The sequence below is a fragment of the Magnetovibrio sp. PR-2 genome, from assembly GCF_036689815.1.
Classification (GTDB): domain Bacteria; phylum Pseudomonadota; class Alphaproteobacteria; order Rhodospirillales; family Magnetovibrionaceae; genus Magnetovibrio.
In genome coordinates this window covers 64345-86958 of record NZ_JBAHUR010000005.1, presented here as the reverse complement: position 1 = coordinate 86958, position 22614 = coordinate 64345, and the positions used below count along the sequence as shown (strand labels likewise).

At 53.5% G+C, this 22614-nt stretch carries 28 protein-coding genes and 1 riboswitch; of the genes, 17 read left to right on the top strand and 11 right to left on the bottom strand.

Annotation, left to right across the window (positions count from 1 at the left end; translation table 11 throughout):
* The first annotated feature begins 798 nt into the window (after positions 1–798).
* Both V5T82_RS07230 and V5T82_RS07225 read left to right on the top strand, forming a co-directional pair.
* Positions 799–1050: a hypothetical protein gene (locus V5T82_RS07230; protein WP_332894938.1), complete on the top strand. Its 252-nt coding sequence runs from the start codon at positions 799–801 to the stop codon at positions 1048–1050.
* A 60-nt stretch (positions 1051–1110) separates the two neighbouring features.
* Positions 1111–1533: a hypothetical protein gene (locus tag V5T82_RS07225; RefSeq protein ID WP_332894937.1), complete on the top strand. Its 423-nt coding sequence runs from the start codon at positions 1111–1113 to the stop codon at positions 1531–1533.
* A 109-nt stretch (positions 1534–1642) separates the two neighbouring features.
* Here V5T82_RS07225 and V5T82_RS07220 read toward each other — a convergent pair whose 3' ends face one another.
* Entirely contained in the window at positions 1643–2002 is a 360-nt protein-coding gene (locus V5T82_RS07220) for a hypothetical protein (RefSeq protein WP_332894936.1), read from the bottom strand.
* A gap of 2 nt (positions 2003–2004) precedes the next feature.
* Positions 2005–2469: a portal protein gene (locus V5T82_RS07215; protein WP_332894935.1), complete on the bottom strand. Its 465-nt coding sequence runs from the start codon at positions 2467–2469 to the stop codon at positions 2005–2007.
* Between the two features lie 584 nt (positions 2470–3053).
* Between V5T82_RS07215 and V5T82_RS07210 the strand changes: the two genes are divergently transcribed.
* The gene (locus V5T82_RS07210) at positions 3054–3356 is read left to right on the top strand and encodes a hypothetical protein (protein ID WP_332894934.1); all 303 of its coding nucleotides are present in this window, start codon (positions 3054–3056) and stop codon (positions 3354–3356) included.
* A complete protein-coding gene (locus V5T82_RS07205) occupies positions 3356–4246 on the top strand; it encodes a radical SAM protein (protein WP_332894933.1) in 891 nt (296 codons plus the stop codon). The genes V5T82_RS07210 and V5T82_RS07205 overlap by 1 nt, the downstream gene beginning before the upstream one ends.
* On the opposite strand, the gene V5T82_RS07200 is transcribed toward V5T82_RS07205, so the two are convergent.
* From V5T82_RS07200 to V5T82_RS07190, 3 genes are all read right to left on the bottom strand, one after another.
* Positions 4241–5164: a hypothetical protein gene (locus V5T82_RS07200; protein ID WP_332894932.1), complete on the bottom strand. Its 924-nt coding sequence runs from the start codon at positions 5162–5164 to the stop codon at positions 4241–4243. The two genes, V5T82_RS07205 and V5T82_RS07200, sit on opposite strands and share 6 nt — an antisense overlap.
* On the bottom strand, positions 5164–5631 hold the full coding sequence (locus tag V5T82_RS07195; protein WP_332894931.1) for a hypothetical protein: 468 nt from the start codon (positions 5629–5631) through the stop codon (positions 5164–5166). The genes V5T82_RS07200 and V5T82_RS07195 overlap by 1 nt, the downstream gene beginning before the upstream one ends.
* A 101-nt stretch (positions 5632–5732) precedes the next feature.
* The gene (locus V5T82_RS07190; protein WP_332894930.1) at positions 5733–6281 is read right to left on the bottom strand and encodes a hypothetical protein; all 549 of its coding nucleotides are present in this window, start codon (positions 6279–6281) and stop codon (positions 5733–5735) included.
* Positions 6282–6346: 65 nt separating this feature from the next.
* On the opposite strand from V5T82_RS07190, the gene V5T82_RS18215 reads away from it, so the two are divergent.
* Entirely contained in the window at positions 6347–6700 is a 354-nt protein-coding gene (locus V5T82_RS18215; protein ID WP_442917363.1) for a D-Ala-D-Ala carboxypeptidase family metallohydrolase, read from the top strand.
* Positions 6697–7110: a 3TM-type holin gene (locus V5T82_RS07185; RefSeq protein ID WP_332894929.1), complete on the top strand. Its 414-nt coding sequence runs from the start codon at positions 6697–6699 to the stop codon at positions 7108–7110. The genes V5T82_RS18215 and V5T82_RS07185 overlap by 4 nt, the downstream gene beginning before the upstream one ends.
* A gap of 369 nt (positions 7111–7479) precedes the next feature.
* On the opposite strand, the gene V5T82_RS07180 is transcribed toward V5T82_RS07185, so the two are convergent.
* Positions 7480–7917 carry a DUF4870 family protein gene (locus V5T82_RS07180; RefSeq protein ID WP_332894928.1) on the bottom strand — a complete coding sequence of 146 codons (438 nt, stop codon included), beginning with the start codon at positions 7915–7917 and terminating at the stop codon, positions 7480–7482.
* A 193-nt stretch (positions 7918–8110) separates the two neighbouring features.
* On the opposite strand from V5T82_RS07180, the gene V5T82_RS07175 reads away from it, so the two are divergent.
* Positions 8111–10117 carry a DEAD/DEAH box helicase gene (locus tag V5T82_RS07175; RefSeq protein ID WP_332894927.1) on the top strand — a complete coding sequence of 669 codons (2007 nt, stop codon included), beginning with the start codon at positions 8111–8113 and terminating at the stop codon, positions 10115–10117.
* Here V5T82_RS07175 and modC read toward each other — a convergent pair.
* Genes modC through modA form a run of 3 tightly spaced genes read right to left on the bottom strand, consistent with a single transcriptional unit; the run spans position 10114 to position 12598 of the window.
* Positions 10114–11184: a molybdenum ABC transporter ATP-binding protein gene (gene modC / locus V5T82_RS07170; RefSeq protein WP_332894926.1), complete on the bottom strand. Its 1071-nt coding sequence runs from the start codon at positions 11182–11184 to the stop codon at positions 10114–10116. The genes V5T82_RS07175 and modC overlap by 4 nt on opposite strands.
* Entirely contained in the window at positions 11181–11849 is a 669-nt protein-coding gene (gene modB, locus V5T82_RS07165; protein WP_332894925.1) for a molybdate ABC transporter permease subunit, read from the bottom strand. The genes modC and modB overlap by 4 nt, the downstream gene beginning before the upstream one ends.
* The gene (gene modA / locus V5T82_RS07160; protein ID WP_332894924.1) at positions 11849–12598 is read right to left on the bottom strand and encodes a molybdate ABC transporter substrate-binding protein; all 750 of its coding nucleotides are present in this window, start codon (positions 12596–12598) and stop codon (positions 11849–11851) included. The genes modB and modA overlap by 1 nt, the downstream gene beginning before the upstream one ends.
* Before the next feature lie 228 nt (positions 12599–12826).
* On the opposite strand from modA, the gene V5T82_RS07155 reads away from it, so the two are divergent.
* The gene (locus V5T82_RS07155; protein WP_332894923.1) at positions 12827–13966 is read left to right on the top strand and encodes an NAD(P)/FAD-dependent oxidoreductase; all 1140 of its coding nucleotides are present in this window, start codon (positions 12827–12829) and stop codon (positions 13964–13966) included.
* A gap of 160 nt (positions 13967–14126) precedes the next feature.
* Here the strand turns inward: V5T82_RS07155 and V5T82_RS07150 are convergent, their stop codons facing one another.
* Positions 14127–14318 carry a hypothetical protein gene (locus tag V5T82_RS07150; RefSeq protein ID WP_332894922.1) on the bottom strand — a complete coding sequence of 64 codons (192 nt, stop codon included), beginning with the start codon at positions 14316–14318 and terminating at the stop codon, positions 14127–14129.
* Between V5T82_RS07150 and V5T82_RS07145 the strand changes: the two genes are divergently transcribed.
* From V5T82_RS07145 to V5T82_RS07115, 7 genes are all read left to right on the top strand, one after another.
* The gene (locus V5T82_RS07145; protein WP_332894921.1) at positions 14310–14774 is read left to right on the top strand and encodes a hypothetical protein; all 465 of its coding nucleotides are present in this window, start codon (positions 14310–14312) and stop codon (positions 14772–14774) included. The genes V5T82_RS07150 and V5T82_RS07145 overlap by 9 nt on opposite strands.
* A 137-nt stretch (positions 14775–14911) precedes the next feature.
* Positions 14912–15394: a DUF302 domain-containing protein gene (locus V5T82_RS07140; RefSeq protein WP_332894920.1), complete on the top strand. Its 483-nt coding sequence runs from the start codon at positions 14912–14914 to the stop codon at positions 15392–15394.
* A 173-nt stretch (positions 15395–15567) separates the two neighbouring features.
* Positions 15568–15805, top strand: a riboswitch (cobalamin riboswitch).
* Between the two features lie 178 nt (positions 15806–15983).
* Positions 15984–16778 carry a DUF4198 domain-containing protein gene (locus tag V5T82_RS07135; RefSeq protein ID WP_332894919.1) on the top strand — a complete coding sequence of 265 codons (795 nt, stop codon included), beginning with the start codon at positions 15984–15986 and terminating at the stop codon, positions 16776–16778.
* Positions 16779–16809: 31 nt separating this feature from the next.
* Positions 16810–17445, top strand: coding sequence for a cobalt transporter CbiM (cbiM, locus tag V5T82_RS07130; protein WP_332894918.1), 636 nt, complete (start codon positions 16810–16812; stop codon positions 17443–17445).
* The gene (locus tag V5T82_RS07125; RefSeq protein WP_332894917.1) at positions 17438–18025 is read left to right on the top strand and encodes a NikL family nickel/cobalt ECF transporter subunit; all 588 of its coding nucleotides are present in this window, start codon (positions 17438–17440) and stop codon (positions 18023–18025) included. Before cbiM ends, V5T82_RS07125 begins: the two co-directional genes overlap by 8 nt.
* The gene (cbiQ, locus tag V5T82_RS07120) at positions 18022–18822 is read left to right on the top strand and encodes a cobalt ECF transporter T component CbiQ (RefSeq protein WP_332894916.1); all 801 of its coding nucleotides are present in this window, start codon (positions 18022–18024) and stop codon (positions 18820–18822) included. The genes V5T82_RS07125 and cbiQ overlap by 4 nt, the downstream gene beginning before the upstream one ends.
* Positions 18806–19492: an energy-coupling factor ABC transporter ATP-binding protein gene (locus V5T82_RS07115; RefSeq protein ID WP_332894915.1), complete on the top strand. Its 687-nt coding sequence runs from the start codon at positions 18806–18808 to the stop codon at positions 19490–19492. Before cbiQ ends, V5T82_RS07115 begins: the two co-directional genes overlap by 17 nt.
* Positions 19493–19800: 308 nt before the next feature.
* Here V5T82_RS07115 and V5T82_RS07110 read toward each other — a convergent pair whose 3' ends face one another.
* A complete protein-coding gene (locus V5T82_RS07110; RefSeq protein WP_332894914.1) occupies positions 19801–20295 on the bottom strand; it encodes a phage tail protein in 495 nt (164 codons plus the stop codon).
* A gap of 314 nt (positions 20296–20609) precedes the next feature.
* On the opposite strand from V5T82_RS07110, the gene V5T82_RS07105 reads away from it, so the two are divergent.
* Positions 20610–21476 carry an ankyrin repeat domain-containing protein gene (locus V5T82_RS07105; protein WP_332894913.1) on the top strand — a complete coding sequence of 289 codons (867 nt, stop codon included), beginning with the start codon at positions 20610–20612 and terminating at the stop codon, positions 21474–21476.
* A 130-nt stretch (positions 21477–21606) separates the two neighbouring features.
* Positions 21607–22614: an ankyrin repeat domain-containing protein gene (locus tag V5T82_RS07100; protein ID WP_332894912.1), complete on the top strand. Its 1008-nt coding sequence runs from the start codon at positions 21607–21609 to the stop codon at positions 22612–22614.

Sequence of the window (22614 nt, the reverse complement as noted above, 5' to 3'; positions counted from 1 at the left end):
TTTACGGATCGACGATGATTTCCGGACTGAACCAAAACGGGCCGACCCGAAGGCCGACCCGACAAGGTACCGGGGGACAATGGCAAAGCCACCCGAGGTGTACATCCCATATGGTTCGAACACACGGGAGTGATCGATGAGCAACCGATCTCTACTACTTACCGGGACAAGCTCGGAATCGTGCACAGGTTCGGTCTGGACAAAAAAGAACCCCTGATCAGAAAACTGACAAACTGATCAGGGGTCCATGCCATTCGAAACGGCGCTATGCCAAGACCGGTTCGAGGAGATTCGTTGATGATGTAAACTCAACACTGGTATTTACGCGGGTACACCGAAATGGGTGTCCAGGATCGGGACCAGGATGCGTACAGGATGATGTCGGGGTGCTGTGGGATGATGACCGGGGGAACGAACTGACCGAGCGTTCAGCGAGGCCCATACTGGATCATGGTGGGGATCAGAGTGGGGTTGCGCAGGGCGGGTCCATCATGGGGGCGCTGTGGGGGGCTGTGGGGTGTGTTGTGGGACACAGAATGGGGCCATCATGACCTCGATTAGTGCCAAAAATTTTCCGCCGCGATATTTGCCAAGTAAAGGATTCCGGCGCGAAGAATCCCCCCCATGGGGGGTCCAAGGGACCCCACCGGATGCCCACCCGGATGCAACGCGGGTGAACGATTTTTGAGCCTGTTCTGAGCCTAGCCTGATCCATGGATTTTCAACACTTTGAAATCATTGATCTTTTCGGGCTCGCTGACGAAATCAACTTGGCATCGTCAGTGGAATAGGGCCGAAATGGGACGAGTTTGCCCTTGGTCATTTTCGCTGTCGAATCAAGCAAACCTGGATGTGAACCTGGATGTGAACCTGGATGTGAACCTGGATGTGAACCTGGATGTGAACCTGGATGTGAACCTGGATGTGAACCTGAGATCAACATGGATTCAGGGTGGGCCCAACATGGTCACGTCATGGGCTGCAACATCGACTAGGGCGGACACCGATCAGGATGGACAAGTTGAGTCCACGCCCTGGTGTTGCACCTAAAAAGTGAAGCTATTATAAAATTAGGATGCAATGCATAAAAGTGAACGATTGGAATTCGTTATGTTTCGAGTAAAAAATATATTACTTGCCCTTGCTCTTACCCTAATTGCCTCTCCCTCACATGGAGAGGTGATCGAGTGCACTACCAGCTATAAAGACCCATGGACAGGCCGCAACACAACTGAAAAATACAAAATAATTTTACCAAACCGTCGAACCGACTTGATTTGGGGAGTGTTTGACAACGACAAAATGATACCCAATTCACGAATAAAACTGGGACAGGGGTATATAGAAAACAATCTCTCAAGAGGAGCTGGTTTGATCCCCTTCTATATTCAACAGTACCATGATGAGTATAGCGACTTAATCGGTTATTATATCGATAGCGTGGTGCATGGAATTCATTATTTTCCGGTAGACAAAACGTTTACTGACTTTGACATAAACACCCTAACGATTAAACGCGGAAAATGTGATTAGGTTATGGACAAATTGAGTCCACGGTCTCCCATATCGGCTATTGGGTATTGGGGAACTGCAACATCTCTGAGAACATCGACCGGGCACGTCCTTTGATCGGGTTGGTTTCTTAGCTAACGTAATCTTTAATGGCGGCAACCACCTTGCGCTCATAGTCACGGCAATGCGTTTCAACCATTTCAACAAGACCGTTTAGCGTCTCTGCTTGAAACTCTGTTACGGCTAGGACCTCATCCTTGTGATACACAGTTACAGACCCGTCCCAGCCATCACCGTAATGTCGAGCGGGCGGATAAAACCGGGATGAGAACGACAAGATTGGGCCATCAAAATCGAGTTTGAAGCTGCAATCAAATGACCAATTTGGTTCTTCGTGAGAACCTCCCTTGTCTTGGTTGATCCAGGTTTCCCATTCCTTCGCTTCTGCCCAGTTTGAATCAGTGTTTGCGAAATCTATGTTCAGTTCCATTTCTATCTGGTCTCCACGGATTCAGGTCGGGTCCCGGTCGTTTTCAGGGCCGGAAGGATACGCTTGTGCCAGTCCGCCTCGCACACCGCCATGGCCTGGGCCTGGGTCTCGTGTAGGGTGCATTCGATCTCATTACCGCTTGCGCACCATCCCGGCGCGGGTGGGGTCAGATAACGTGCCCCATTGGGTCCGGTTGGGGGGAACGTCTGGTTGTCCCACACCTGATAATGGACTCCACAGGTTTCGGATTCGAACAGGTCGTCTTTCACCTCGACCCATTCCAGGGGGCAGATCGTGTACGTGGACAGCAATATCGCATAGGTGCGTTCGATCAACGGGGACAGAAAGCCCGACTGTAACCGTTCATAGGTCGGGTCCATCCGATGCGCCATTTCCTCGGACCGGTTCAAGACTTCGGTCCTGTCATAGGGACGGTCCGGTTGGGTGGCTGTACGAGGTAATGTCACTGTGCGTACTCCTTGATCGTGAACCAGACGGATCGACCCAGCTCGGTCAACGCGCAGATCACGGACAGGGTCAGCATGGTCAGGGACAACACGGTCAGCATGATACTTTCTCCTTGATTTCGATCTCGACCGGAACGCCCTGCTCGCGGATACCATCGCTGTTCTTGGCGGCTGTACGTGTGGTGAACACGCGGGCCTGATTCAGGTCGGGTCCTCGAGCCATTCGGGACTCGTACTGGGTTCGGGTTGGTCTCCTGTGATATTGGTATTCGCCATTCGGGAATTTGACCACGTACATTCGGGTTCTCCGGTTGCTCTGTTCTTACTTACCCGAACAGGATCGGTTTGGTGCACCAGGGTGGAAACGAGTACGGCCACCGGGCGTGTTCAAGACCCGATGACCGTATTCAACCTACATGCACAAGCCCCGTCAGGGACATACCGAACCGCAATGGTAGCCCGTGTTCGGGACGCACCCTCAAAACACACATTCCGGTTCGATACCACCTATATGATATCCGCGCGGTTCACCCGCAAGACCCCAATCGGATAACTACTTGTGTGGGACGCAAAGGGGACCGGATATGTGGGACGTACTTAATCAATCTTTTGGAATCATCATCGCGGGCGGGACCGGATCGGTCGCTGCGATCCTTCTGTTGCTGGTTGTCGCACTGGCCTATGTGATCAGGCGGATGTGGACCGATAGGAACACGCTAATCCGTCAGCTCGAAGAGATGATCCAGCACCAACACCAGCACCATGACGAACAGACGGAAACTTTAATGGCACTGTTGGATCGGTACCACGAGGATCGTTCCAGCATCACCCATACCCTGTCCGACATAAAGGAGACTTTGGCCCGGATCGCGGGGAAGCTGTTCTGATGGCTGCGTTACCGGACATTCGGGCGTGTCAGCCCAGTTATCGGACCTTTCGGATCGACCTGAACACCGGTGATCGGTGCAATTACGCCTGTACGTACTGTACGCAGTCCGATCAGGTGTCCTCGTTGATGGATCGTCAGTACGGGTTGGACCTGATCGACGAGATCACCCGGGTTTATTCTGAGGGGTTCATCTTTTACGCCGGTGGGGAGCCGTGTGTGATTCCCTGGTTCACGGACTGGGTCGAGCGGGCACACCAGAACGGGTTCATGCAAGGGGTGGTCACGAATGGGACCCGTTCGGATCAGTATTATCTGGACCTGTCCCGGATCATGCGTGTGATGTTCTTCTCGGTCCATTACGAACATCTGACTGAGTTCGATCAACAACGTGTCTTACTGGAACGGGTCCGGCACGTGGACCAGGACGGGGCCGGTCGGGTCGTTATCACGTTCATGTATTTGCCCGGACACGAACAGGATATTCTCCGGGGGATCGACTACTGCAACCGGCACGGTCTTCGCTACTGTGTGCGCCGAATTCAGTTTCCCGATGGACGCGCTTACACGGACCAGCAAGAGAGATGGCTGACCGAACTGGACGTGACCAATTTCACCTCTATCAGGGTGTTGGGTCCGGACGGGTGGATCGATACCAATCCCGAAGTCGTACTCCAACAGGGTCAGAACCGGTATCGGGGTTGGTCTTGTCGGGCGGGCTGTGATGGGGTGTCGATCTCGGGCGGGGTGCTCAAGCGGGCCGGGTGCGGGATCAAGGACGGGACCCGACTGGTCGAACAGGGACTTGTAAGGTTTACCGATCCGGTCATCTGCGATCAGGCCACGTGTAATTGTGCCGCGAACATCGCGTTGACCAAATCAGGCTTATGAGCCCACCGTCAGTTCGGTCGTGGTGGACAGGGTTGGTCCGGCAACACTCAAATGGGTGGTCGCCAAGTTGTAATCGATGATCGAGCTGAATGTGCCATCAACGGAATCAAACCAGCCGTTCGCGTGGGCGTCGTTGAAGTCGATCCGAAACGAGAACCGGAATCCATTATCCCCGTTCCCACTGGTGTCCGAGGAGGTGTCACGACGGACATACATGGTCGCGTTGTTGGCCGAATATGCACCGGCGTCCGAGATCGAATAGATTTGTTGCCACGCACCAGTCGCACCCCAGTACCCGATAGCCGAACCCGTACCTGAGCCCGTCGGGGTGGTCTGAGTGGGACCGAACCGGACCGTTCCCATGGAAGTCAACAGGTTGGTCCAAGCCGTGTTCTGGGAACTGGCTGATCCACCGGCGCGACTAGCGCGGACCTGAATATCACCGCCGGAGTTGAAAAAGTAACGGGCATCATCACCGTCACCGAAGGTCACCGTGAACTCGTGCTGAATCTGTGTGGACCACGCCACCGCACGGGTGCTGGTCAACGCAGACGTGAACAAGGTCAACGATCCGGGGTCTTGGACTTGGCGGTTGGTGTCGATCAGAGAAACCGAGACCGGAATATCACCGGTACCCGTGGGGTGGGACTGGATCAGGTCGTCTTGTTCTTGTTCGACTGATGGGGGGAGAGAGAGCACCGATCCTTGATGGTCCCCACACACGACTATGGCCGCGCGCAAGTTGGTCCACTCCGATGACTTGACCAGTTCAACAGAACCACCCGACACGGTCGGAACCGTGATTGCGGTTTGGCCGTATCCACGGTCGCCGTTGCCGGTCCCATAGACGTCCATCACAGTGTTGCGGAACCCATTGAAATCCGAGGCTTCAATCAACCCACCTTGTACGTAAACCATTACATGTTCACCTCAGTTGTCTTGGACGGGTCGATCTCGACCGGATCATCCGGGGTCAACGCGGCTCGGACCTCATCAATCGCATCCGCACTAACCACGGCGAACTCCAACACGACGCGAAGCGCGAAAGCGGGTTCATCGTCACGGGTCTTCCTATAACTGATCGGGCGCATGTAGGCCAACCGGACCTGTGTCACAGCGGCGTACAACTCGTCGTCAAGTTTGGCCGCGATCTGTTCGAGGTCCGTGTCCAACTCGTTTAGGACCCGAGTGCGCTCACCCGGGTTCACATAGAACGTCTCGTCTGTTTTGATGAACAACTCGACCTTGACGAAAAACGGGTGCGGGTTCAGCCGGTCATTGACCAGTTCGACAAACGGACGGAACGTGTCGGCGACGGCTTGCTTCCGAAGCGCAACCGCTTGCTCTTGTTGGTCCCGGATGAAAGCCGGATCAATTTGATTCATGATTGTTCTCCAGGGGTATTTATCCCGATCATCTCGTCAATGATCCGGGCAAGCCATGGGTTTAGTCTCGGGATCGGGTTGGGACTTGCGGAACTTATCCATCATGATCGGGCCCTCAGTTTGGCAAGGCGACGACCACGAGCTTTGTTCCCGCGTAAAATTCTGCCATCCGACTTGATCGTCTTGGTCCCGTCCAAGTCTTGATCCAGTTGGGTCGAAATGTGCTTGCTCTCCCCGGTCATATCTTTGATCGCGTCGATTGTGGTCTTGCTGACTTGACCGGTCGCCAACATGTTGGCGGATTCCAGTTTGGTAATTTCCTGTCCGACCCGGACTTGTTTTTTTTCCTTTTCCATGTAGGTCAGGAACGCCCGCTCGACTGTGGTGGTGAAATAGCCAAACGGATTGTGGGTTCTTTCGGGATCAAACTTGTGCCAAGTCCGAACCAGGATGATCAAGGCTTCGCCTTTCATTTCTGATAGATACGAATACCAATACCAATTTTTCTTTTTCCCGATCTGCTCGACCAGTGTGATGAACATCTCGGACAACCGAGGGGACATTGCCGCGCCGGGATTGTCCGGATCGAAGTTCGCCTTGCATCGGCAAATTTCTTCAAAAAATTCTTCGTTGTTGATGTAATCCGGCACGCACCTTCCACCCTGTTTTATCTACTTACCAGATAGGTGTCGGGGGACTGACCGTAAATACCCGTATGGGTGATCTAACTAAGAATTTTTCTCGTCACGAAATTGTCTGCCAGTGCGGGTGTGGGACGGACCACGTCCAGACGGAATCGATTTCGGCGTTGCAGCGACTGCGCGAAATCGATGGCCGTCCCATGGTCCTGAACAGCGCCGTCCGGTGCGAGGACCACAACCGGGCCGTGGGCGGGGGTGAACGATCTCAACACCTGTACGGGAAAGCGTTCGATATCCGACTTGATGGCCGTGTTCCGGACGTGTTGATCGCGAACGCGATCCGGGCCGGGTTCCGAGGGATCGGGAAATATCCGAGCTTCATTCACGTGGACACCCGCAAACGATCAGCAAGGTGGAACGGGAAATGAGTTTCTTGGGTAAACTTCTCGGGGGTGGGGTCGTATCAGCGGCCAAAGGTGTTGCGGACATCGTGGATCAATTCGTCGAGACCGATGACGAGAAACGCGCGTTCGAGTCCCTCAAGATCAAACTTGCCATGAACGAGACCCAGGTCCAGGCCGGGATCAACCAGATCGAAGCCGGGCATCGAAGCATATTCGTGGCCGGGTGGCGTCCGTTCATCGGCTGGACCTGTGGTTCTGCATTGGCATGGACCTACGTAGGTCAGCCCGTCGTGTTGTTCGTGATGGCCGTCGCCGGTATCGACACCCCGACGCTCCCCGCCCTGGACCTGTCCGTGATGATGCCCGTCCTGTTGGGGATGCTCGGGCTTGGCGGTTTGCGGACCATCGAAAAGCTTGGCGGCAAATCCAAATAGATCAGATCAGATCATGTTCCAAAGTGAGACTAGGATCGTCTCTAGTCTCAATCCAGTCTCATTCCAGTCTCAATCTAGTCTCAGAATGGTCAGAATGGGGGGAATTCACGGGAATAAAATCACCGCAAAACTTTCGTCAGAAAATTTTTAATTACCGTTGGTCGATCACCGTCAGGATTGGATTTCTTTAACGAAATCAAACACTTCCTGTGCATGTCCTTTGACCCGAACCTTCTCCCAAACCCGCAATATCACACCGTCTGGACCTAATATTAAATAACGTCTTGCAGTTCCCCAACGCACTTGCCCATCCTTCATTTTTGCGTTGTCACACAAAATGGCAAGGGAAAATCAGGACTTAAGCGGAAACTAGCCGAATAGAAGGCTTTGCGGGTTGGGCACCGGGCGGCGATTTTCCAACAAAATCCAGCCCCGCACGACGCGAATCACGTACCACAGCGGCAAAAGCCACAGCAACAACATGCCGATGCCGATAATCCACGTCACCAAACCGATGCCGATCAGCAGCAATCCCCCCCAAAACGTGTAGATCAGGAAGGTATAATGCCCTTCCAACCAGTCGGGCGCTTCTCCGCGCGCCAAATAAGCGGCGATTAAGCCGATCAGCATGGGAAAGCCGCTAATGGAGGCTATGGCAAACAAGGCATAGGCAATGCGCGGCATAGTGAGCGGATGGCCCAAGACATCTGTGACGTCATCAAAATTCACGGAAGACTTTGTTTCTGAAGAAGATTTTTGGCCTGGCGGAATAATTTCCGGCTCCGGTTGGCCTGCGTTCGTGCTCATCACATCACCTTTGGTCCCAATTGCACTTCAAAGGATATATGCCTATTTGCAAAAAACGGAAGGGTTTGGCGGTTTTATTCGCTTTACGCCCCCGCTTTGGCCCTATACAACACCCCCAAATGAGATTTGAGCGGCCTGATGTCAGGTTGCCCGCGCGCGCTGTGACGCGCTGCACACTCCCGAAAGTAAAAACATGACCGATTTTGCAGGCGTATTAGCGCCGCTGGCCCAAGCGTTGACGAAACGCGGCTACACCCAACTGACCCAAGTCCAAGAAGCTGTCTTGGCCCCTGAACTGGAAAATGCAGACGCCCTGGTGTCGGCACAAACCGGGTCGGGCAAAACCGTCGCGTTTGGCATGGCCTTGGCCCCAACGCTGCTGGGTGGAGCCGAGCGCTTCTCCGGCCCCGACGCCCCGCTTGCCCTGGCTGTCGCGCCGACACGCGAACTAGCCTTGCAGGTCAAGCGCGAGCTGGAATGGCTTTACGCCGAAACAGGGGCGCGCGTAGCGTCTTGCGTGGGTGGCATGGACATGCGCCAAGAACGCCGCGCCCTGGACCGGGGTGCACACATCGTGGTCGGCACGCCGGGCCGTTTGCGCGATCATATCGAGCGCGGATCCCTCGACACCTCTGCCTTTAAAGCTGTAGTCCTCGACGAAGCGGACGAAATGCTGGACTTGGGCTTTCGCGATGACTTGGAATACATCTTGGACGCCGCACCCAAAGACCGCCGCACCTTGATGTTTTCCGCAACCGTTGGCCGCACCATCGCCAACTTGGCCAAGCGTTATCAAAACGACGCAGTGCGCATCACCACCCAAGGCGAAAAAGGTCAGCACTTAGACATCGAATACCGTTCGTTCATGGTGGCCCCCAACGATCGTGAAAACGCCATCATCAACGTGCTGCGTTATTATGATGCGAAAAACACCATCATCTTTTGCGGCACCCGCGCCAATGTGAACCACATGACCAGCCGCCTCAACAACCGGGGGTTCTCGGTCGTGGCCTTGTCGGGTGAACTCAGCCAGAACGAACGCACCCACGCGCTGCAAGCCATGCGTGACGGACGTGCGCGTGTGTGCGTTGCCACCGATGTAGCTGCACGCGGTATCGACTTGCCGAACTTGGACTTGGTCATTCACGCCGACATCCCGAAGGGGAAAGAATCGCTCTTGCACCGCAGTGGCCGCACGGGCCGCGCGGGCCGCAAAGGTGTCAGCGCGTTGATCGTACCGTTCAACTGGCGCAAACGCACCGAACGTCTGTTGGAAAATGCCAAGATCACAGCCGACTGGGCCAAGCCCCCGTCTGTCGAAGACATCGCTAAGCTCGACAAAGAACGCATCATGGACGACCCGCGCTTAAGCGAACCGTTGAGCGTTGACGAAGTTGCCGATGCCCAAGACCTTTTGCAAAAATTCAGCGCCGAACAGCTGGCCGTGGCGTTCTTGCGTTTGCACAACGCCGGCAAGCCTGCCGCCGAAGAACTGATCGAAGGCAATCCGCGCGATTTTAACGACAAACAAGACCGCGGCCCCCGCGCCCAGCGCCAAGACTTTGACAACGGTGTTTGGTTCCGCCTGTCCGTTGGCCGCAAGCACCAGGCCGAACCGCGTTGGTTGCTGCCCATGTTGTGCCGCGCCGGACACATCACCAAGCGTGACATTGGCGCCATTAAAATTCATGGCGATGAAACCCACGTGGAATTGACGCCTGAAGCTTCCGAAAAGTTCATGGAAGCCATCGGCCCATCGCGCAAGGTAGAAAAATCCATCACCGTTGACCGCATGAAAGGCGTGCCTGAAGCGCCCAAAGACAAGCACGGCCATAAAGATAAATTCAAAGGCAACTTCAAAGACGGCGATGACGAAGGTCGGCGCAAACCCTTTGGCCCCAGAAAGCCTTATGACAAGGACAAGTACAAAGGGAAAAACAAAGGCAAGCCCGCGAGCAAGCGCCATGCGGACAAGCCGTTTTCCGGCGGCCCCATTGACGTCAACGATCTGGTTGACCGCTCACCGTCTGCGGATGAACCGTCTAAGTTCAAAAAGAAAAAGAAACCGTCCTTCAAGCCCAAAGGGGACAAGCCCCACGCAGGCAAGACAAAATCTGGAAAGTTCAAATCCGGCAAGTCCTTTGCGGGCGGCAAGCCGGGCTCTCGTCCTTTGAAACGAAAAAAACCCAAAGGCGATTAATCAACCACTGCCACGGTTTTGATTTGCGCCCAGACCTCTTTGCGGGTTTCCAAGCCCAAAGCATCGGCTGAGCGCGCCGTTAAGCGCGCCAACAAAGGCGTGGTGCCGACTTGGATGCGCACGACCTTAACCGCCGGGTGATTGCTGTCACCCATGGCGGTGACGGTTGCCTTCATCACGTTCATGAAGCTGGCGTCTTCAGCCGGGCTCAGCGCCAAGCTGACATCACGGGCCAGAACGTAAAGTCGAATTTGTTGGCCGATTTCAAACCCAGTGTCCCGCACCCACAAGGCCCCACCGACAAACTCGGCACGGGCCAAGTGCCAGTCTTCGTCCTTTTCCACCACGTGTGCTTTGATGGGGACACCTAAGTCCTCGCCTTGCTGCACGGACACGTCCATACGCGACATGGTTTGCGTCACGGGGCCAGAGGCCACGACCTTGCCTTTGTCCAACACGACTAAGTGATCGGCCAAGCGCGCGACCTCGTCAGGATCGTGTGTGACGTAGACCACAGGAATGGATAACGTGTCGTGGAGCTTTTGCAGATAGGGCAAAATTTCGTTCTTGTTCTTGTGATCAAGCGCGGAGAGCGGCTCGTCCATCAACAAGATTTTAGGCGAGCTTAACAGTGCCCGGCCAATGGCGACGCGTTGACGTTCACCACCCGACAGCTTTAAGGGGGAGCGGTCCAACATCTCCGTCAAGCCCAACAAACCTACCAACTCATCAAAGGGCACAAGGCTGTGCTTGGCCCTGGAGCGCTTTGCCCCAAACAACAGATTTTCGCGCACATTCATGTGGGGAAACAGGCTGGCTTCTTGAAAGACGTAACCCACGTCGCGTTTGTGCGGCGGCACGAACTTATAATCGTCTTGCCAGACTTCACCATCCACGCCGAATTGACCCAGCCCGACACGGTTCAAGCCCGCCATGCAGCGCAGAACGGATGTCTTACCACAGCCCGACGGCCCGAACAGCGCTGTCACACCGCGTTCGGGGAAGCTGAATTCCACATCCAGTTCAAAGTCACCCAAGGTTTCGCCAAAGCGCGTGCGGATAGTCATGCGAGCCTATTCCTCCAGCGCTTTTCAATCACCATCATGGCTAAGATGACCGCAAAGGAAAACGCCAACATGCCGCCCGCAAGAATGTGGGCTTGGCCCCATTCCAGGGCTTCCACATGGTCATAAATGGCGACCGAGAGCACTTTGGTTTCGCCGGGAATGTTACCGCCGATCATCAACACAACGCCGAACTCACCCACCGTGTGGGCAAAGCCCAACACCGCGCCTGTGAGCATGCCCGGGCGCGCAAGAGGAAGTGCCACGGTAAAAAATGTATTTAGGGGGGAAGCCCGCAGGGTGGCAGCGACTTCCAACGGCCGCTCCCCAAAGGCCTCAAACGCATTGCGGATGGGTTGGACCACAAACGGTAATGAATATATGACCGAGCCCACCACCAGACCTTCAAACGTGAACGGCAGCGTTTGTCCAAACACGTCTTTGACAAACGCGCCCAAGGGACTTTGCGGGCCCATGGCGATCAGCAAATAAAAGCCCAGCACAGTTGGCGGCAACACCAAAGGCAGGGCCACCACCGCGCCCACCGCTTCTTTCCACCACGCTTTGGACCGCGCCAGCCACCACGCCAAGGGCGTGCCGATGATCATCAGCACGATGGTCACCACGGTGGCGAGTTTTAAGGTCAGCCAGATGGCGGGGTCGAACATCACTCATCCACCCCATAGCCGTACTTTTGAATGATCGCGCGGCCTTGATCGGATTTGAGAAACTCAAGAAACGCTTTGGCCGCCGGATTGTCTTTGCCCTGGTCCAACAAGACGGCGTCTTGGCGAATGGGGGTGTAGAGGTTTTCAGGAACCACCCACGTCGAGCCACCCTCGGCAAAGATCACTTGCGCGTACGCCACAAAACCCAGTTGGGCATTTTGCGTCATCACAAACTGATAGGTCTGCGCGATGTTGTCACCTTTGACGAGCTTCGTTCGTGCTTGCACGTAGAGGCCAAGCTTTTGCAGCACGTCAACAGCGGCCGCACCATACGGTGCCGTTTTGGGGTTGGCGATGGCGATTTTGTTAAATAAATCGCCTTTACCCAACACATCACCATTTCCATCGACCAAGCTTTCATCCGCGCTGAACAAAACAATTTTGCCCAGGGCGTAGGTGAACTGTGACCCTTGCACCGCGAAACCGTCTTGCACCGCTTTGCCCGGCCGAACCACGTCTGCCGCCAAAAATGCATCAAACGGCGCACCATAGGCGATTTGTGCAAACAACTTTCCGGTGGAGCCAAAAGCCAACACGGCTTTGTGTCCGGTTTGGGCTTCGAACGCCTTGGCGATGTCTTTGGCCGCTGCCGTAAAATTGGCCGCGACCGCAATGGTGGTCTTTGCGGCCCAGGCATTCAGGGGCACGAAAATCAGGGCGAGCACGAGTAAAAGGCGTTTGGCCGACACGACGGTACGCTTCCTTTGGCGGTTGGCGGTTTTCTCTGCGAATATGAGCAAACCCTGTGCCAAAACCTTTTTTCCATGAATTCAAGGCATTAGCTTTTCCCTCTGCTTATAATTGTCGCAAAGACCACATTCCAAATGCTGCTTTTTTCAGCAAATTTGGAGAAGGTTTGAAAAACCGTCCAAGCCTTGATAACGTCGGGGAAAATGAATTTCCGAAAAGGAACGACCATGGTTCAATTTGCCGTCATCGGCGCAGGATTCGGCGCGCTGACCGCCGCCAAAGCTTTGCGCAAACGCGACCCGAACGCGTCCATCACCCTCATCGCCCCGAAAAAAGAGTTCGTGTATTACCCGAGCCTCATTTGGGTGCCGACCAAGCTGCGCAAGGCCGAAGACTTAGTCGTTCCGTTGGATCACTTCTTGAACGCCAACCGCGTAGACTTTCACCAAGGCGGGGTCACGGGCTTGGAAGATGGCGGACGGACAGTGGTGACCGACAACGGCAAGGTTGCCAACGACGGTTTAATCATCGCGTCGGGCGGACGCTTCATCCGCAAACTGCCAGGCATTGAAAACGCCATCGTGCCGTGCTCCGGGGTCAAGGAAGCGCAAGAAATCCACGACAAGCTCCACGCCATGATGGACGGCAGTGGGGGTACCATTGCCATGGGTTTTGGCGGCAATCCCAAAGAACCCAGCGGCGTGCGCGGCGGACCGATGTTCGAATTCCTGTTCGGCATCGACACTTACCTGCGCCAACAGGGCAAGCGCGACAAGTTCAAGCTGGTGTTTTTCTCCCCCGCGCCCAAGCCGGGCATCCGCATGGGGGAAAAGGCGGTTGAACGCCTGTTGGGAAAAATGAAAACCTGCGGCATCGAAACGCACCTTGGCAACAAGATGAAAAAATTCGAAGCGGACAAAGTGATTACCGAAGGCGGCGAATTTGCCACCGACCTGATTTTGTTTATGCCGGGCCTCACAGGTCCCGCGTGGGTGCAAGACAGCGGCCTGCCCCTGTCCCCCGGCGGCATGGTGCAAGCCGACATGACCTGCAAGATTGACAGTTGGGACAAAACATATGTGGTTGGCGACACCGGATCGTATCAAGGCGGTCCAGATTGGATGCCCAAGCAAGCCCACATGGCAGATTTGCAAGCCAACACGGCGGCAACCAACCTTATGGCAGAGATGTCAGGGCAAAAAGCCGACGATACATTCCGCGTCGAATTGATCTGTATTGTCGATACGCTCACGTCCGGCACCATGGTTTATCGCGATCCCAAACGCACCATGATGGTGCCCATGTCCAAGCTCGGCCACTGGTCGAAACGCTGGTTTGAGAAGCACTACCTCAAAGCGTTTCGCTAAAGCGAAAATTCAGCGAACAACACTTAGGCCAAGACTATTCGCCTTTGTATTTTCTCGTCGCCCTTGGCAACGGTAGCTTAGCCGTAACCTTTTTCGTCTATTTGATGTTTATGGTTCCGCACCCAGGCACACCGATCATCACTTTTGATGTGCTGTCCCCTTATTTTTTCAACGCGAGTTTGCCCGTGCAGATTTTGATCGTCTTGGCGATGGCCGCCATGGCGTTTTTTGGCGTGTTTTGTCCAAAGGCCATTTTGATTGCACGAGCAACAACAATCTTAGTCAGATGTTGGCAATCTTTGCCTTTGCCATGGTCGGTGTCGGCTTCGCGGCCTCCACGGCCATGAGCCATGTGACGGCGACCATTGTGGTTGGCGCATTGGGTTCGATATTGTTTCTCAGCGCCGCCATTTTCTTAGGCCTAGTCAAAATTGTGTTGGGCTTTCGCGGCATGCACACGCTGTTTCATTCCGAAAGCAGCGATTCCTTGCGGTTCTTGCTGACGTCGAGCTTTTTGGGCCTGCAAGTCATGTTTGGCATGCTTGGATTCGTGGCCATGCGCAAAGTCGGTTATTTCACCGACTTCCTGCGCGGACCGGAGCAAAGCCCCGGCAGCTATGCTCTGATTTGCCCTGGCGTGGGCTTGTTTGTCTTCGGCATGTTTTTCCTGACCCTCGGTCTGGTGAAAACGGGTTTAATGGACAAGTTCTCGCCAATGTATTTCATTGTGTTGTTGCCCTTGGTCTTGGTTCAGGCCAAAACAATCTTGACCCTGTTCAAGTTGTACAACAAACTGCTTCGCGCTTAAATCCCAAAAGGGCCCCGGCTGGGGGCCCTTTTCTTGCGGAATTAGACATAAAAAAGCTTGTCCTCAGCCTTGGGAAAACAAATGTCTAATCAGGCATGCTATATTGCGAAAGCAAGGTGAAATACTGGGAGGGTTTCATGAGACACTTTTTGTTCACGACACTATCTGTTTTTACTCTGATTTTTCTAGTCAACGCGGGTACGGCTTCAGCCCACGGCCCGTTTAAAACCTACAGCGTCAAAGCCGCGTTTGACGATGTCGTCAGCGACGCTGAAAACGCCGTTATCAACCAAGGCCTGGTGATTGATTTTCGCGCCGATGTGGGCGAAATGCTGGCGCGCACCATGAAGGATGTGGGTGGCAAGAAAAAGGTCTACAACAACGCCAAAATGCTGATGTTTTGTTCCGCCAAATACACCCGCGAAGCGGTCGAAGCGGACCCGACCAACATCATGTTCTGCCCGTATTCCATGATGGTGTTTGAACTGGCCGACGAACCCGGCACCGTTCATGTTGGCTATCGCGTTCCCAAGCGGGGCGGCTCCATCGAGTCCCGCCAAGCTTTATTGGCGATTGAAAACTTGCTCGACACCATTGCGCAAGAGGCCACAGGAAACTGATCACGTTTCTCTAACAAAAAAGCCGCCCAACTGGGGCGGTTTTTTTTATGTCTGACGCAAGCGTAATACGCTAACAATTCAAACACCTTGGTCAATTTGTCTGAGAAAAACGCCCGTGCCTTCGGCCCATCCAATTCAATTTCGCTATTGAATTTTCGCAGTGCAACAGTAGTATGCCCCCCGTGGCCTTTGGTTCCCCATAAACGGAGAAGATCCGGGGGATTAAAAGGGAACTGCAGAAGCGTCTTACCCATCAGGGGGATGTAATCTGCGGCTGTCCCCGCAACTGTGAGCGGCGAGACGCCAGTCCTTATAGTCACTTGCGAACATCCCAAGAGGTGTTTTCAGGGAAGACGGACCGAGCGTTAACGACCCGCGAGCCAGGAGACCTGCCTTAGGACGCGTCACCTCTACTTCCAGCCGGGGAAAGCTGGTGGTGCGGATTGTTCCGTCTTCGGTGGCGATTTTAATCGTGCGCTGAACTGCGGAGTCTGCCGTTATGGGGTTTAGAAATTTCAAACACTCGAAATCTCGGTTCTTGCTCCCTGCTTTGGCGCAAAGTTTATTGCTGTTTAAGGAACCGAAGTTCATGAAAAAAATTCTCGCAGCAGCTGCCGGCCTATGCTTGGGCGCGACCATTTCTTTACCCGCTCTCGCACACTTTCAGTTGATCTACACCCCGGACGTTAACCTGGAAAAAGCCGGCAATGTCCCGTTCAAGCTGATTTTCTGGCATCCGTTCGAAAACGCTCATGTCATGGATATGGGGCAGCCGGAAGAATTCTATTATGTGCTCAAAGGCAAAAAGAAAGATTTACGGGGAGCGCTGAAACCGATCACGTTCCAGGGCAAAGACAATGTCGCTGCCGCCTATGAAGCCACCGTACCATTGAAGCGCACCGGTGATTACATCTTCGCGTTGACCCCCGCACCGTATCTTGAGGGCAGCGAAGATACCTACATCCAACAAATCACCAAAAGCTACGTCAACCGCGGTGGCATTCCGGGGGGATGGAACGAACCGTTGGGCTTGCCGACCGAAATCGTGCCTCTGAATAAGCCCACCAATATTTTGGCAGGTTCAACGTTTACGGGCCGCTTGTTGTCCGAAGGCAAACCCGTCGCGGGTGGTGAAATCGAAATTGAGTTCATGGCGGCAGAACCGGATATGACTTCAAACACCGCCAAGCAACCTGTTGCAGGTCCAATGCCGGGCGGTTCCGTCGTCGCCATCAGCGATGAAAATGGCTACTTCACATTCGGTATTCCGCGTGCCGGTTTCTGGGGATTCGCCGCGTTGGGCTCCGGCCCAAAAACTGAACACCAAGGCAAAGAATTGTCCCAAGACGCCGTCTTGTGGATTCGCGCCTACGACGTGAAATAAGCCGTGATGCACAAACAGGGAGTGACCAACCATGCACATTGTTGACGGAGCACTGGCAACTGAAGTCGTCATTGGCGGCGGCATCTTAGCTGTTGCAGGCCTTGGACTGGGTTTGAAAAAGCTCGATGTGGACCGCATCCCGGCCGCTGGGGTTTTAAGCGCCACGTTCTTTATCGCATCACTTATTCATGTGCCCATCGGACCGTCGAGCGTTCACCTGATCCTCAACGGCATGGCTGGAGTTATCCTCGGATGGGCGGCCTTCCCGGCTTTGTTCGTTGGTCTTTTATTGCAAGCCATATTTTTTGGATTTGGGGGCATTACGGTTTTGGGTGTCAATACGGTTGCCATTGCCTTGCCTGCTGTGTTGGTGTCTTACATCTGCCGCCCGGGCTTGAACCAGGGGTCTGCAAAAATCGCCGCCGCCTGGGGAGCGTTCGGCGGCGCATTGGCCATTGCTTTAACGACGGTGTTCGTTGCGGTTGCCTTGATGCTATCCGGCGAAGAGTTTTTTGCAGCCGCGAAACTCGTATTCTTTGCGCACATCCCAGTCATGGCCATCGAAGGCATTTTGACGGGCGCAGCGGTTTTGTTGGCGCACCGCGTCAAGCCAGAGCTGTTCTACGCCCTGACCCCCAACACCCTGGAAGGAACGCAAAATGCATAAGTTTCTTGCGGTGGCCGTTGTGGCGGTGTTTTTGGCAACTTCACCAGCCAGCGCACACAAAGTGATCATGGCGGTTTTCGAGAGCGGCGACGTTATCGAAGGGGAACTTGGCTTTTCCAACGGCGTTATGTCCGTCGATCAATTGATCGAAGTCTTTGATGAAAACCAAAACAAACTGGGGGAAACCAAAACCGACGAGGACGGTTTCTTCACCTTTAAGCCCACCCAGTCCGTCGCCCATATCTTCCAAGCGGACCTGGGAGCCGGCCACATCGCGACAACGTCCATGAGTGCAGAGGACGTCGCAGCAGTGACCGGAATCGGACAGCCTGAAACAGATGCACCTGCGCCCACACAAATGGCTGCCGCCGCACCTATCGCAACAGGCGCTTCGGTCGACAAAGCCGCGTTGGCGAAAATGATCCGCGACGAATTGCGCCCTTTGCGGCGTGAGATTTCGGCCTACAAAGAGAAGAACGATTTGCAAACCATCTTGGGCGGTATTGGTTACATCGTCGGCATCTTTGGAATGGGCATGTATGTGGCGGCGCGTCAAAAGCTGAAGGAGGCCTCTGCGTGAGTCACCTTCTCGGCGGTAGCGGGCGTGCTGTCAGTACGCTCAACGGTTTTTCCCACGCACCCAATGCGGTACGCGGGATTGATCCCCGTGCCCGCATCATCGGGTCCGTTGTGTTTGCCGTCACGGTCGTGGCCCTGCACCAGTTTGTCGCTTTGGCAGCCGCCGTTGGGGCATCCGTGCTGGTCATGGCGACGGCGCGCATGCCCATCCGCCGTACACTCAAACGCATGATTGCCATGGACAGCTTCATCATTTTCATGCTGGCCATGTTACCGTTTACCGTACCCGGCGAGGCCATGTTTCATGTGTTCGGTTTCCCCGCCAGCTGGGAAGGTTTTTTACAGGCGGCACGCATTGCGTTGAAAGCGAACGCCATCGTTTTGATGCTGATGGCGTTGGTGGGCACAATGGAATCCACCACCTTGTGCCACAGCTTATACCGCCTGCGCACACCCGACACTTTGGTCCATTTGCTTATGTTTACGGTGCGCTATATTGATGTCTTGCACCAAGAATACCAACGCCTGCGCACAGCCATGAAGGCACGGGGCTTTCGCCCGCAAAATTCCCGCCATACATATGTGAGCTTTGGCTACTTAGTGGGGATGATGTTGGTGCGGGCGATGGAACGGTCCGAGCGCGTCCTCGCCGCCATGAAGTGCCGTGGCTTTTCCGGACAAATTCATGTGATTGATCATCTCACCTTTTCTGTGCGTGATGTTTGGTTCAGTGCAATTGGCGCGTCCACGGTTGTGGCCCTGCTGTCAGTGGAGTGGGCCTATGCCGTCGCTTATTGAACTCAACAACATTCATTTTTCCTACCCCGCCCACGCACCCGTTTTGAACGGGGCATGTTTGACCTTAAACGAAGGCGAGCGGCTTTCGTTGACGGGTGCCAATGGCGCGGGCAAAAGCACCTTGTTGCGCATCGCTGTGGGCTTGCTTAAACCTTCGCTCGGCAGCGTGTGTGCGTTCGGCCAAGAGCGACGCGAAGAAAAAGACTTCCACGAAGTCCGGCGCCTTGCGGGTTATGTCTTCCAAGACCCGGACGATCAATTGTTTTGTCCCACGGTTGCCGAAGACGTGGCTTTTGGCCCCCTGAACTTAGGGAAAACACGCGACGAAACCATGGCCATCGTCGACGATGTTTTGGCGCGTTTACATCTCACAGGTTTTCATGACCGAATCACGCACAAATTATCGGGGGGGGAAAAGCGTCTGGTGACCTTAGCCGCCGTCTTGGCCATGGAACCCAAAGTTTTATTGTTAGACGAACCCAGCAATGCTTTGGATGAAGCCGTCACGGAACGCCTCATCGAAATCTTAAACGATTTACCGCAATCCATGATTCTCGTCTCCCACGACCCGCACTTTCGCCGGCGCATTGAAACGCGGCGTTTACATCTACACGATGGTCAAGTGAGCACACCGCCCGAACCCAAGTGCAAGCACGCGGCTTCAACTTAATGAGGCGGGGGGAGGCAATCCGAGCAGTCATTTTTCCTTCAATGGTTCTGGAGCTTTGCAGGCAATTAACCTTTGCAATCCAGGCTAAGGCCTGTCTTGCGAGTTTTAAAGCCTAGTCCCCGTCAGCTAAACGCAAAAGACCGCCCCGAGGTGGCGGCCTTTGACGTTTGGTTGCGGGGGTAGGATTTGTTCAAGACCCTACAATTTCAATGCGTGTTTAAATGTTCGAAAAAAGTGGTTTCAGGGGCCCAGTGCCACTTATTCTAAACAACCGCAACATATTGATATGTCAGGGCCGCATAACCGTTCTACTTTGAAGGACCCAACCACACGGTAGTATCACCGCGCGGCGGGAACACACCATCGACCGCCATGCAAAAGCGCATGGACAACTGCGGGGGAAGGTTAGTTATGGGCTCGCCTTCACCAGTGTTCGCCACGGTGACCGTGCCGCCGCCACGGGCAACACCAAAATCTGCGGGTAATAAACCTGGGCCCGTACCGTGGTGAATGGGCGAACGACCTCGAAGGTCGGGAATGCCCATGGTGGTTGTGCCGTTGCCGCCAAAGGACGTGTTAATCAAAGCGAACAGGGCCATGTACTCGGAGATCGGCAAAACACCACCGTTGAGTTCAACATAATCGCGCGGGCAGTAGGGGCCTGCCGTGATGCAGACCGACCCTATATAAGGTTCGGGTACGCATGTGGCGTGGGCTTCGTTGGTGGCGGTATCTGTGATGAAGCCTAAGGCCATAATGCCAAAACCCATTGATACGCTTTTCAACATTTTCGTGGGTTTCATGTATTCCTCCTCTTTAACATTTCCCAAATGGCATCCAAATTCTACAAGAATTTTCCCCAATTGACATTCATCTTAAAACCATGAATTTCGTTCCTCAATGTTAAGTAGCGTTCACACCCTCAATACGACTTCGGGAAAGTCGGCATTTCACTTCCGCTTTTCCCCAAATTACGGGCATAATCGTCATGTGGCTAAAACCCGGGTTTAGCAAAGTGCGAAAGAACTTTCTTTCATTAATGAGAAAATTTACATCCTCAAAACTATAATCTTAATATTATTCAGTAATTCATTGAGGCTGGATGAGAGATCTAGATATGAAACGATTAGTTGCTATTTTCTTATCTTTTTGTTTTGGGCTTGCTCTCTTCGACACGGCTTATGCCAATGAGGTCGATTATGAAATCATGCTCTTTGCTGCGGCGCAAGAGGGCGACCTTAATGAGGTTAAAGGGCTGATTTCAGCGGGTGCTGACGTGAATGCGCATGACTATGAGGGTTCTACGGCTTTAATGCTCAGCGCCTATATGGGCGAACTTGACGTGGTCAAAGAGCTGATTTCAGCGGGTGCTGACGTGGATGCACATGACTATGAGGGGTCTACGGCTTTAATGTTCAGCGCCTATATGGGCGGACTTGACGTGGTCAAAGAGCTGATTTCAGCGGGTGCTGACGTGAATACGCATGACTATAAGAATTCCTCGGCTTTGATGATCGGCTCCTATATGGGCCAACTTGATGTGGTCAAAGAGCTGATTTCAGCGGGTGCTGATGTGAATGCGCGTGACGATGAGGGCTTAACGCCTTTGATTACCAGCTGTTCCTATATGGGCGAACTTGATGTGGTCAAAGAGCTGATTTCAGCGGGTGCTGATGTGAATGCGCGTGACGATGAGGGTGATACGGCTTTGATGCTCAGCTCCGTTGCAGGCAAACTAGATGTGGTCAAAGAGCTGATTTCAGCGGGAGCTGATGTGAATGCGCGTAACGATACAGGTGTTACGGCTTTAATGTACAACTCCCTCTCAGGCCATCATGATGTGACCAAAGAACTGATTTCAGCGGGAGCTGACGTGATTACGCGTAACGATAAGGGTGACACGGCACTTTCTTTTGCTCAAGAGCGAGGTCATGCGGAGATAGTTGAGATACTGAGAAATGCATCAGATTATATTAAAGACTGATGTGTGTTCCTAGAAGATATTGTTTTCGAAACTTTATGCCCGGTAGGCGTGTCGATATATATTGAATATCGTATTGTTGTGATGGAGGGTATTTTATTGAAATATAAAACAAAAGTTAGAACGAATATGAGTGTGTAAACGATTTCCATGGTTCAGGGACTGTTCTACTGTGAAAGCAGGAAAATTGACTGCTCCACGAAAGTGGGCTGTAATTCTGTTCCTTCTGGGGGCAGGCTGTAACATGGATTTCATGCAAAAAGATAATCAAACACCTTTGATAACGGCCGCAATTGGAGGCCTGCTGGATGAGGTCAAATCCTTATTGTCCAACGGTGCTGAGATTGATGAGATCGATAGGCACGGCAAAACAGCAATGTTGCTTGCCGCCGAACACGGTCAATTGGATGTCGTTCAGTATCTGGTCGAGCACGGCAGCAAGGTATATTCAACTGAATACACCAGACAAACAGCCCTGATCCTTGCAGCGCAAAACGGGCATCTCAATGTTGTTAATTACTTGATTGATTTAGGTGATGAGGTTGATGAAATTGACAGTGATGATCATACGTCGTTGATGCTCGCAGCAGCAGAAGGTTACACAGAACTCGTCAATTTCCTGCTGTCCAAAGGTGCCGAAATTAACCGCACTTCACGACATGGCTCAACAGCCTTAACAAATGCCGCTCAAGAAGGGCATATCGAAACTGTCACATCCCTGATCGATCACGGCGCAAAGATCAATCATGATGGATTAAACACGTCCCCCCTCATGCTCGCCGCAATGAGTGGTCAATTGGACATCGTTGAACTTCTGATCCAGCACGGTGCTGACGTCAATTTCTTAAACGAAAATGTCTACAACAGTTTGATGTTTGCCTCTGCGAAAGGACACAAAGAGGTTGTTAAGGTTTTGATCCAACATCAATCCGAGCTTGACCAACAAGAAAAAAAACATGGAATGACAGCTCTCATGATGGCCTGCAGTTATGGCAACCTTCCGATCATACGCCTGCTCTGTGAGGGCGGTGCAGATGTGAATATCTCGACAAGGGAAAACTATACGGCTCTCTCGATAGCCAAAGAAAAGGGGGTGCAGGATATTACCGACTATCTCATTTCCGTTGGAGCTAGAGATTAG

Coding starts and splice junctions, on each gene's coding strand:
- V5T82_RS07230 (WP_332894938.1), top strand. CDS start 799: ATGGGACGAGTTTGCCCTTGGTCATTTTCGCTGTCGAATCAAGCAAAC.
- V5T82_RS07225 (WP_332894937.1), top strand. CDS start 1,111: ATGTTTCGAGTAAAAAATATATTACTTGCCCTTGCTCTTACCCTAATT.
- V5T82_RS07220 (WP_332894936.1), bottom strand. CDS start 2,002: ATGGAACTGAACATAGATTTCGCAAACACTGATTCAAACTGGGCAGAA.
- V5T82_RS07210 (WP_332894934.1), top strand. CDS start 3,054: ATGTGGGACGTACTTAATCAATCTTTTGGAATCATCATCGCGGGCGGG.
- V5T82_RS07205 (WP_332894933.1), top strand. CDS start 3,356: ATGGCTGCGTTACCGGACATTCGGGCGTGTCAGCCCAGTTATCGGACC.
- V5T82_RS07200 (WP_332894932.1), bottom strand. CDS start 5,164: ATGGTTTACGTACAAGGTGGGTTGATTGAAGCCTCGGATTTCAATGGG.
- V5T82_RS07195 (WP_332894931.1), bottom strand. CDS start 5,631: ATGAATCAAATTGATCCGGCTTTCATCCGGGACCAACAAGAGCAAGCG.
- V5T82_RS18215 (WP_442917363.1), top strand. CDS start 6,347: ATGGGTGATCTAACTAAGAATTTTTCTCGTCACGAAATTGTCTGCCAG.
- V5T82_RS07185 (WP_332894929.1), top strand. CDS start 6,697: ATGAGTTTCTTGGGTAAACTTCTCGGGGGTGGGGTCGTATCAGCGGCC.
- V5T82_RS07180 (WP_332894928.1), bottom strand. CDS start 7,917: ATGAGCACGAACGCAGGCCAACCGGAGCCGGAAATTATTCCGCCAGGC.
- V5T82_RS07175 (WP_332894927.1), top strand. CDS start 8,111: ATGACCGATTTTGCAGGCGTATTAGCGCCGCTGGCCCAAGCGTTGACG.
- modC (WP_332894926.1), bottom strand. CDS start 11,184: ATGACTATCCGCACGCGCTTTGGCGAAACCTTGGGTGACTTTGAACTG.
- modB (WP_332894925.1), bottom strand. CDS start 11,849: ATGTTCGACCCCGCCATCTGGCTGACCTTAAAACTCGCCACCGTGGTG.
- V5T82_RS07155 (WP_332894923.1), top strand. CDS start 12,827: ATGGTTCAATTTGCCGTCATCGGCGCAGGATTCGGCGCGCTGACCGCC.
- V5T82_RS07145 (WP_332894921.1), top strand. CDS start 14,310: ATGAGCCATGTGACGGCGACCATTGTGGTTGGCGCATTGGGTTCGATA.
- V5T82_RS07150 (WP_332894922.1), bottom strand. CDS start 14,318: ATGGCTCATGGCCGTGGAGGCCGCGAAGCCGACACCGACCATGGCAAA.
- V5T82_RS07140 (WP_332894920.1), top strand. CDS start 14,912: ATGAGACACTTTTTGTTCACGACACTATCTGTTTTTACTCTGATTTTT.
- V5T82_RS07135 (WP_332894919.1), top strand. CDS start 15,984: ATGAAAAAAATTCTCGCAGCAGCTGCCGGCCTATGCTTGGGCGCGACC.
- cbiM (WP_332894918.1), top strand. CDS start 16,810: ATGCACATTGTTGACGGAGCACTGGCAACTGAAGTCGTCATTGGCGGC.
- V5T82_RS07125 (WP_332894917.1), top strand. CDS start 17,438: ATGCATAAGTTTCTTGCGGTGGCCGTTGTGGCGGTGTTTTTGGCAACT.
- V5T82_RS07115 (WP_332894915.1), top strand. CDS start 18,806: ATGCCGTCGCTTATTGAACTCAACAACATTCATTTTTCCTACCCCGCC.
- V5T82_RS07110 (WP_332894914.1), bottom strand. CDS start 20,295: ATGAAACCCACGAAAATGTTGAAAAGCGTATCAATGGGTTTTGGCATT.
- V5T82_RS07105 (WP_332894913.1), top strand. CDS start 20,610: ATGAAACGATTAGTTGCTATTTTCTTATCTTTTTGTTTTGGGCTTGCT.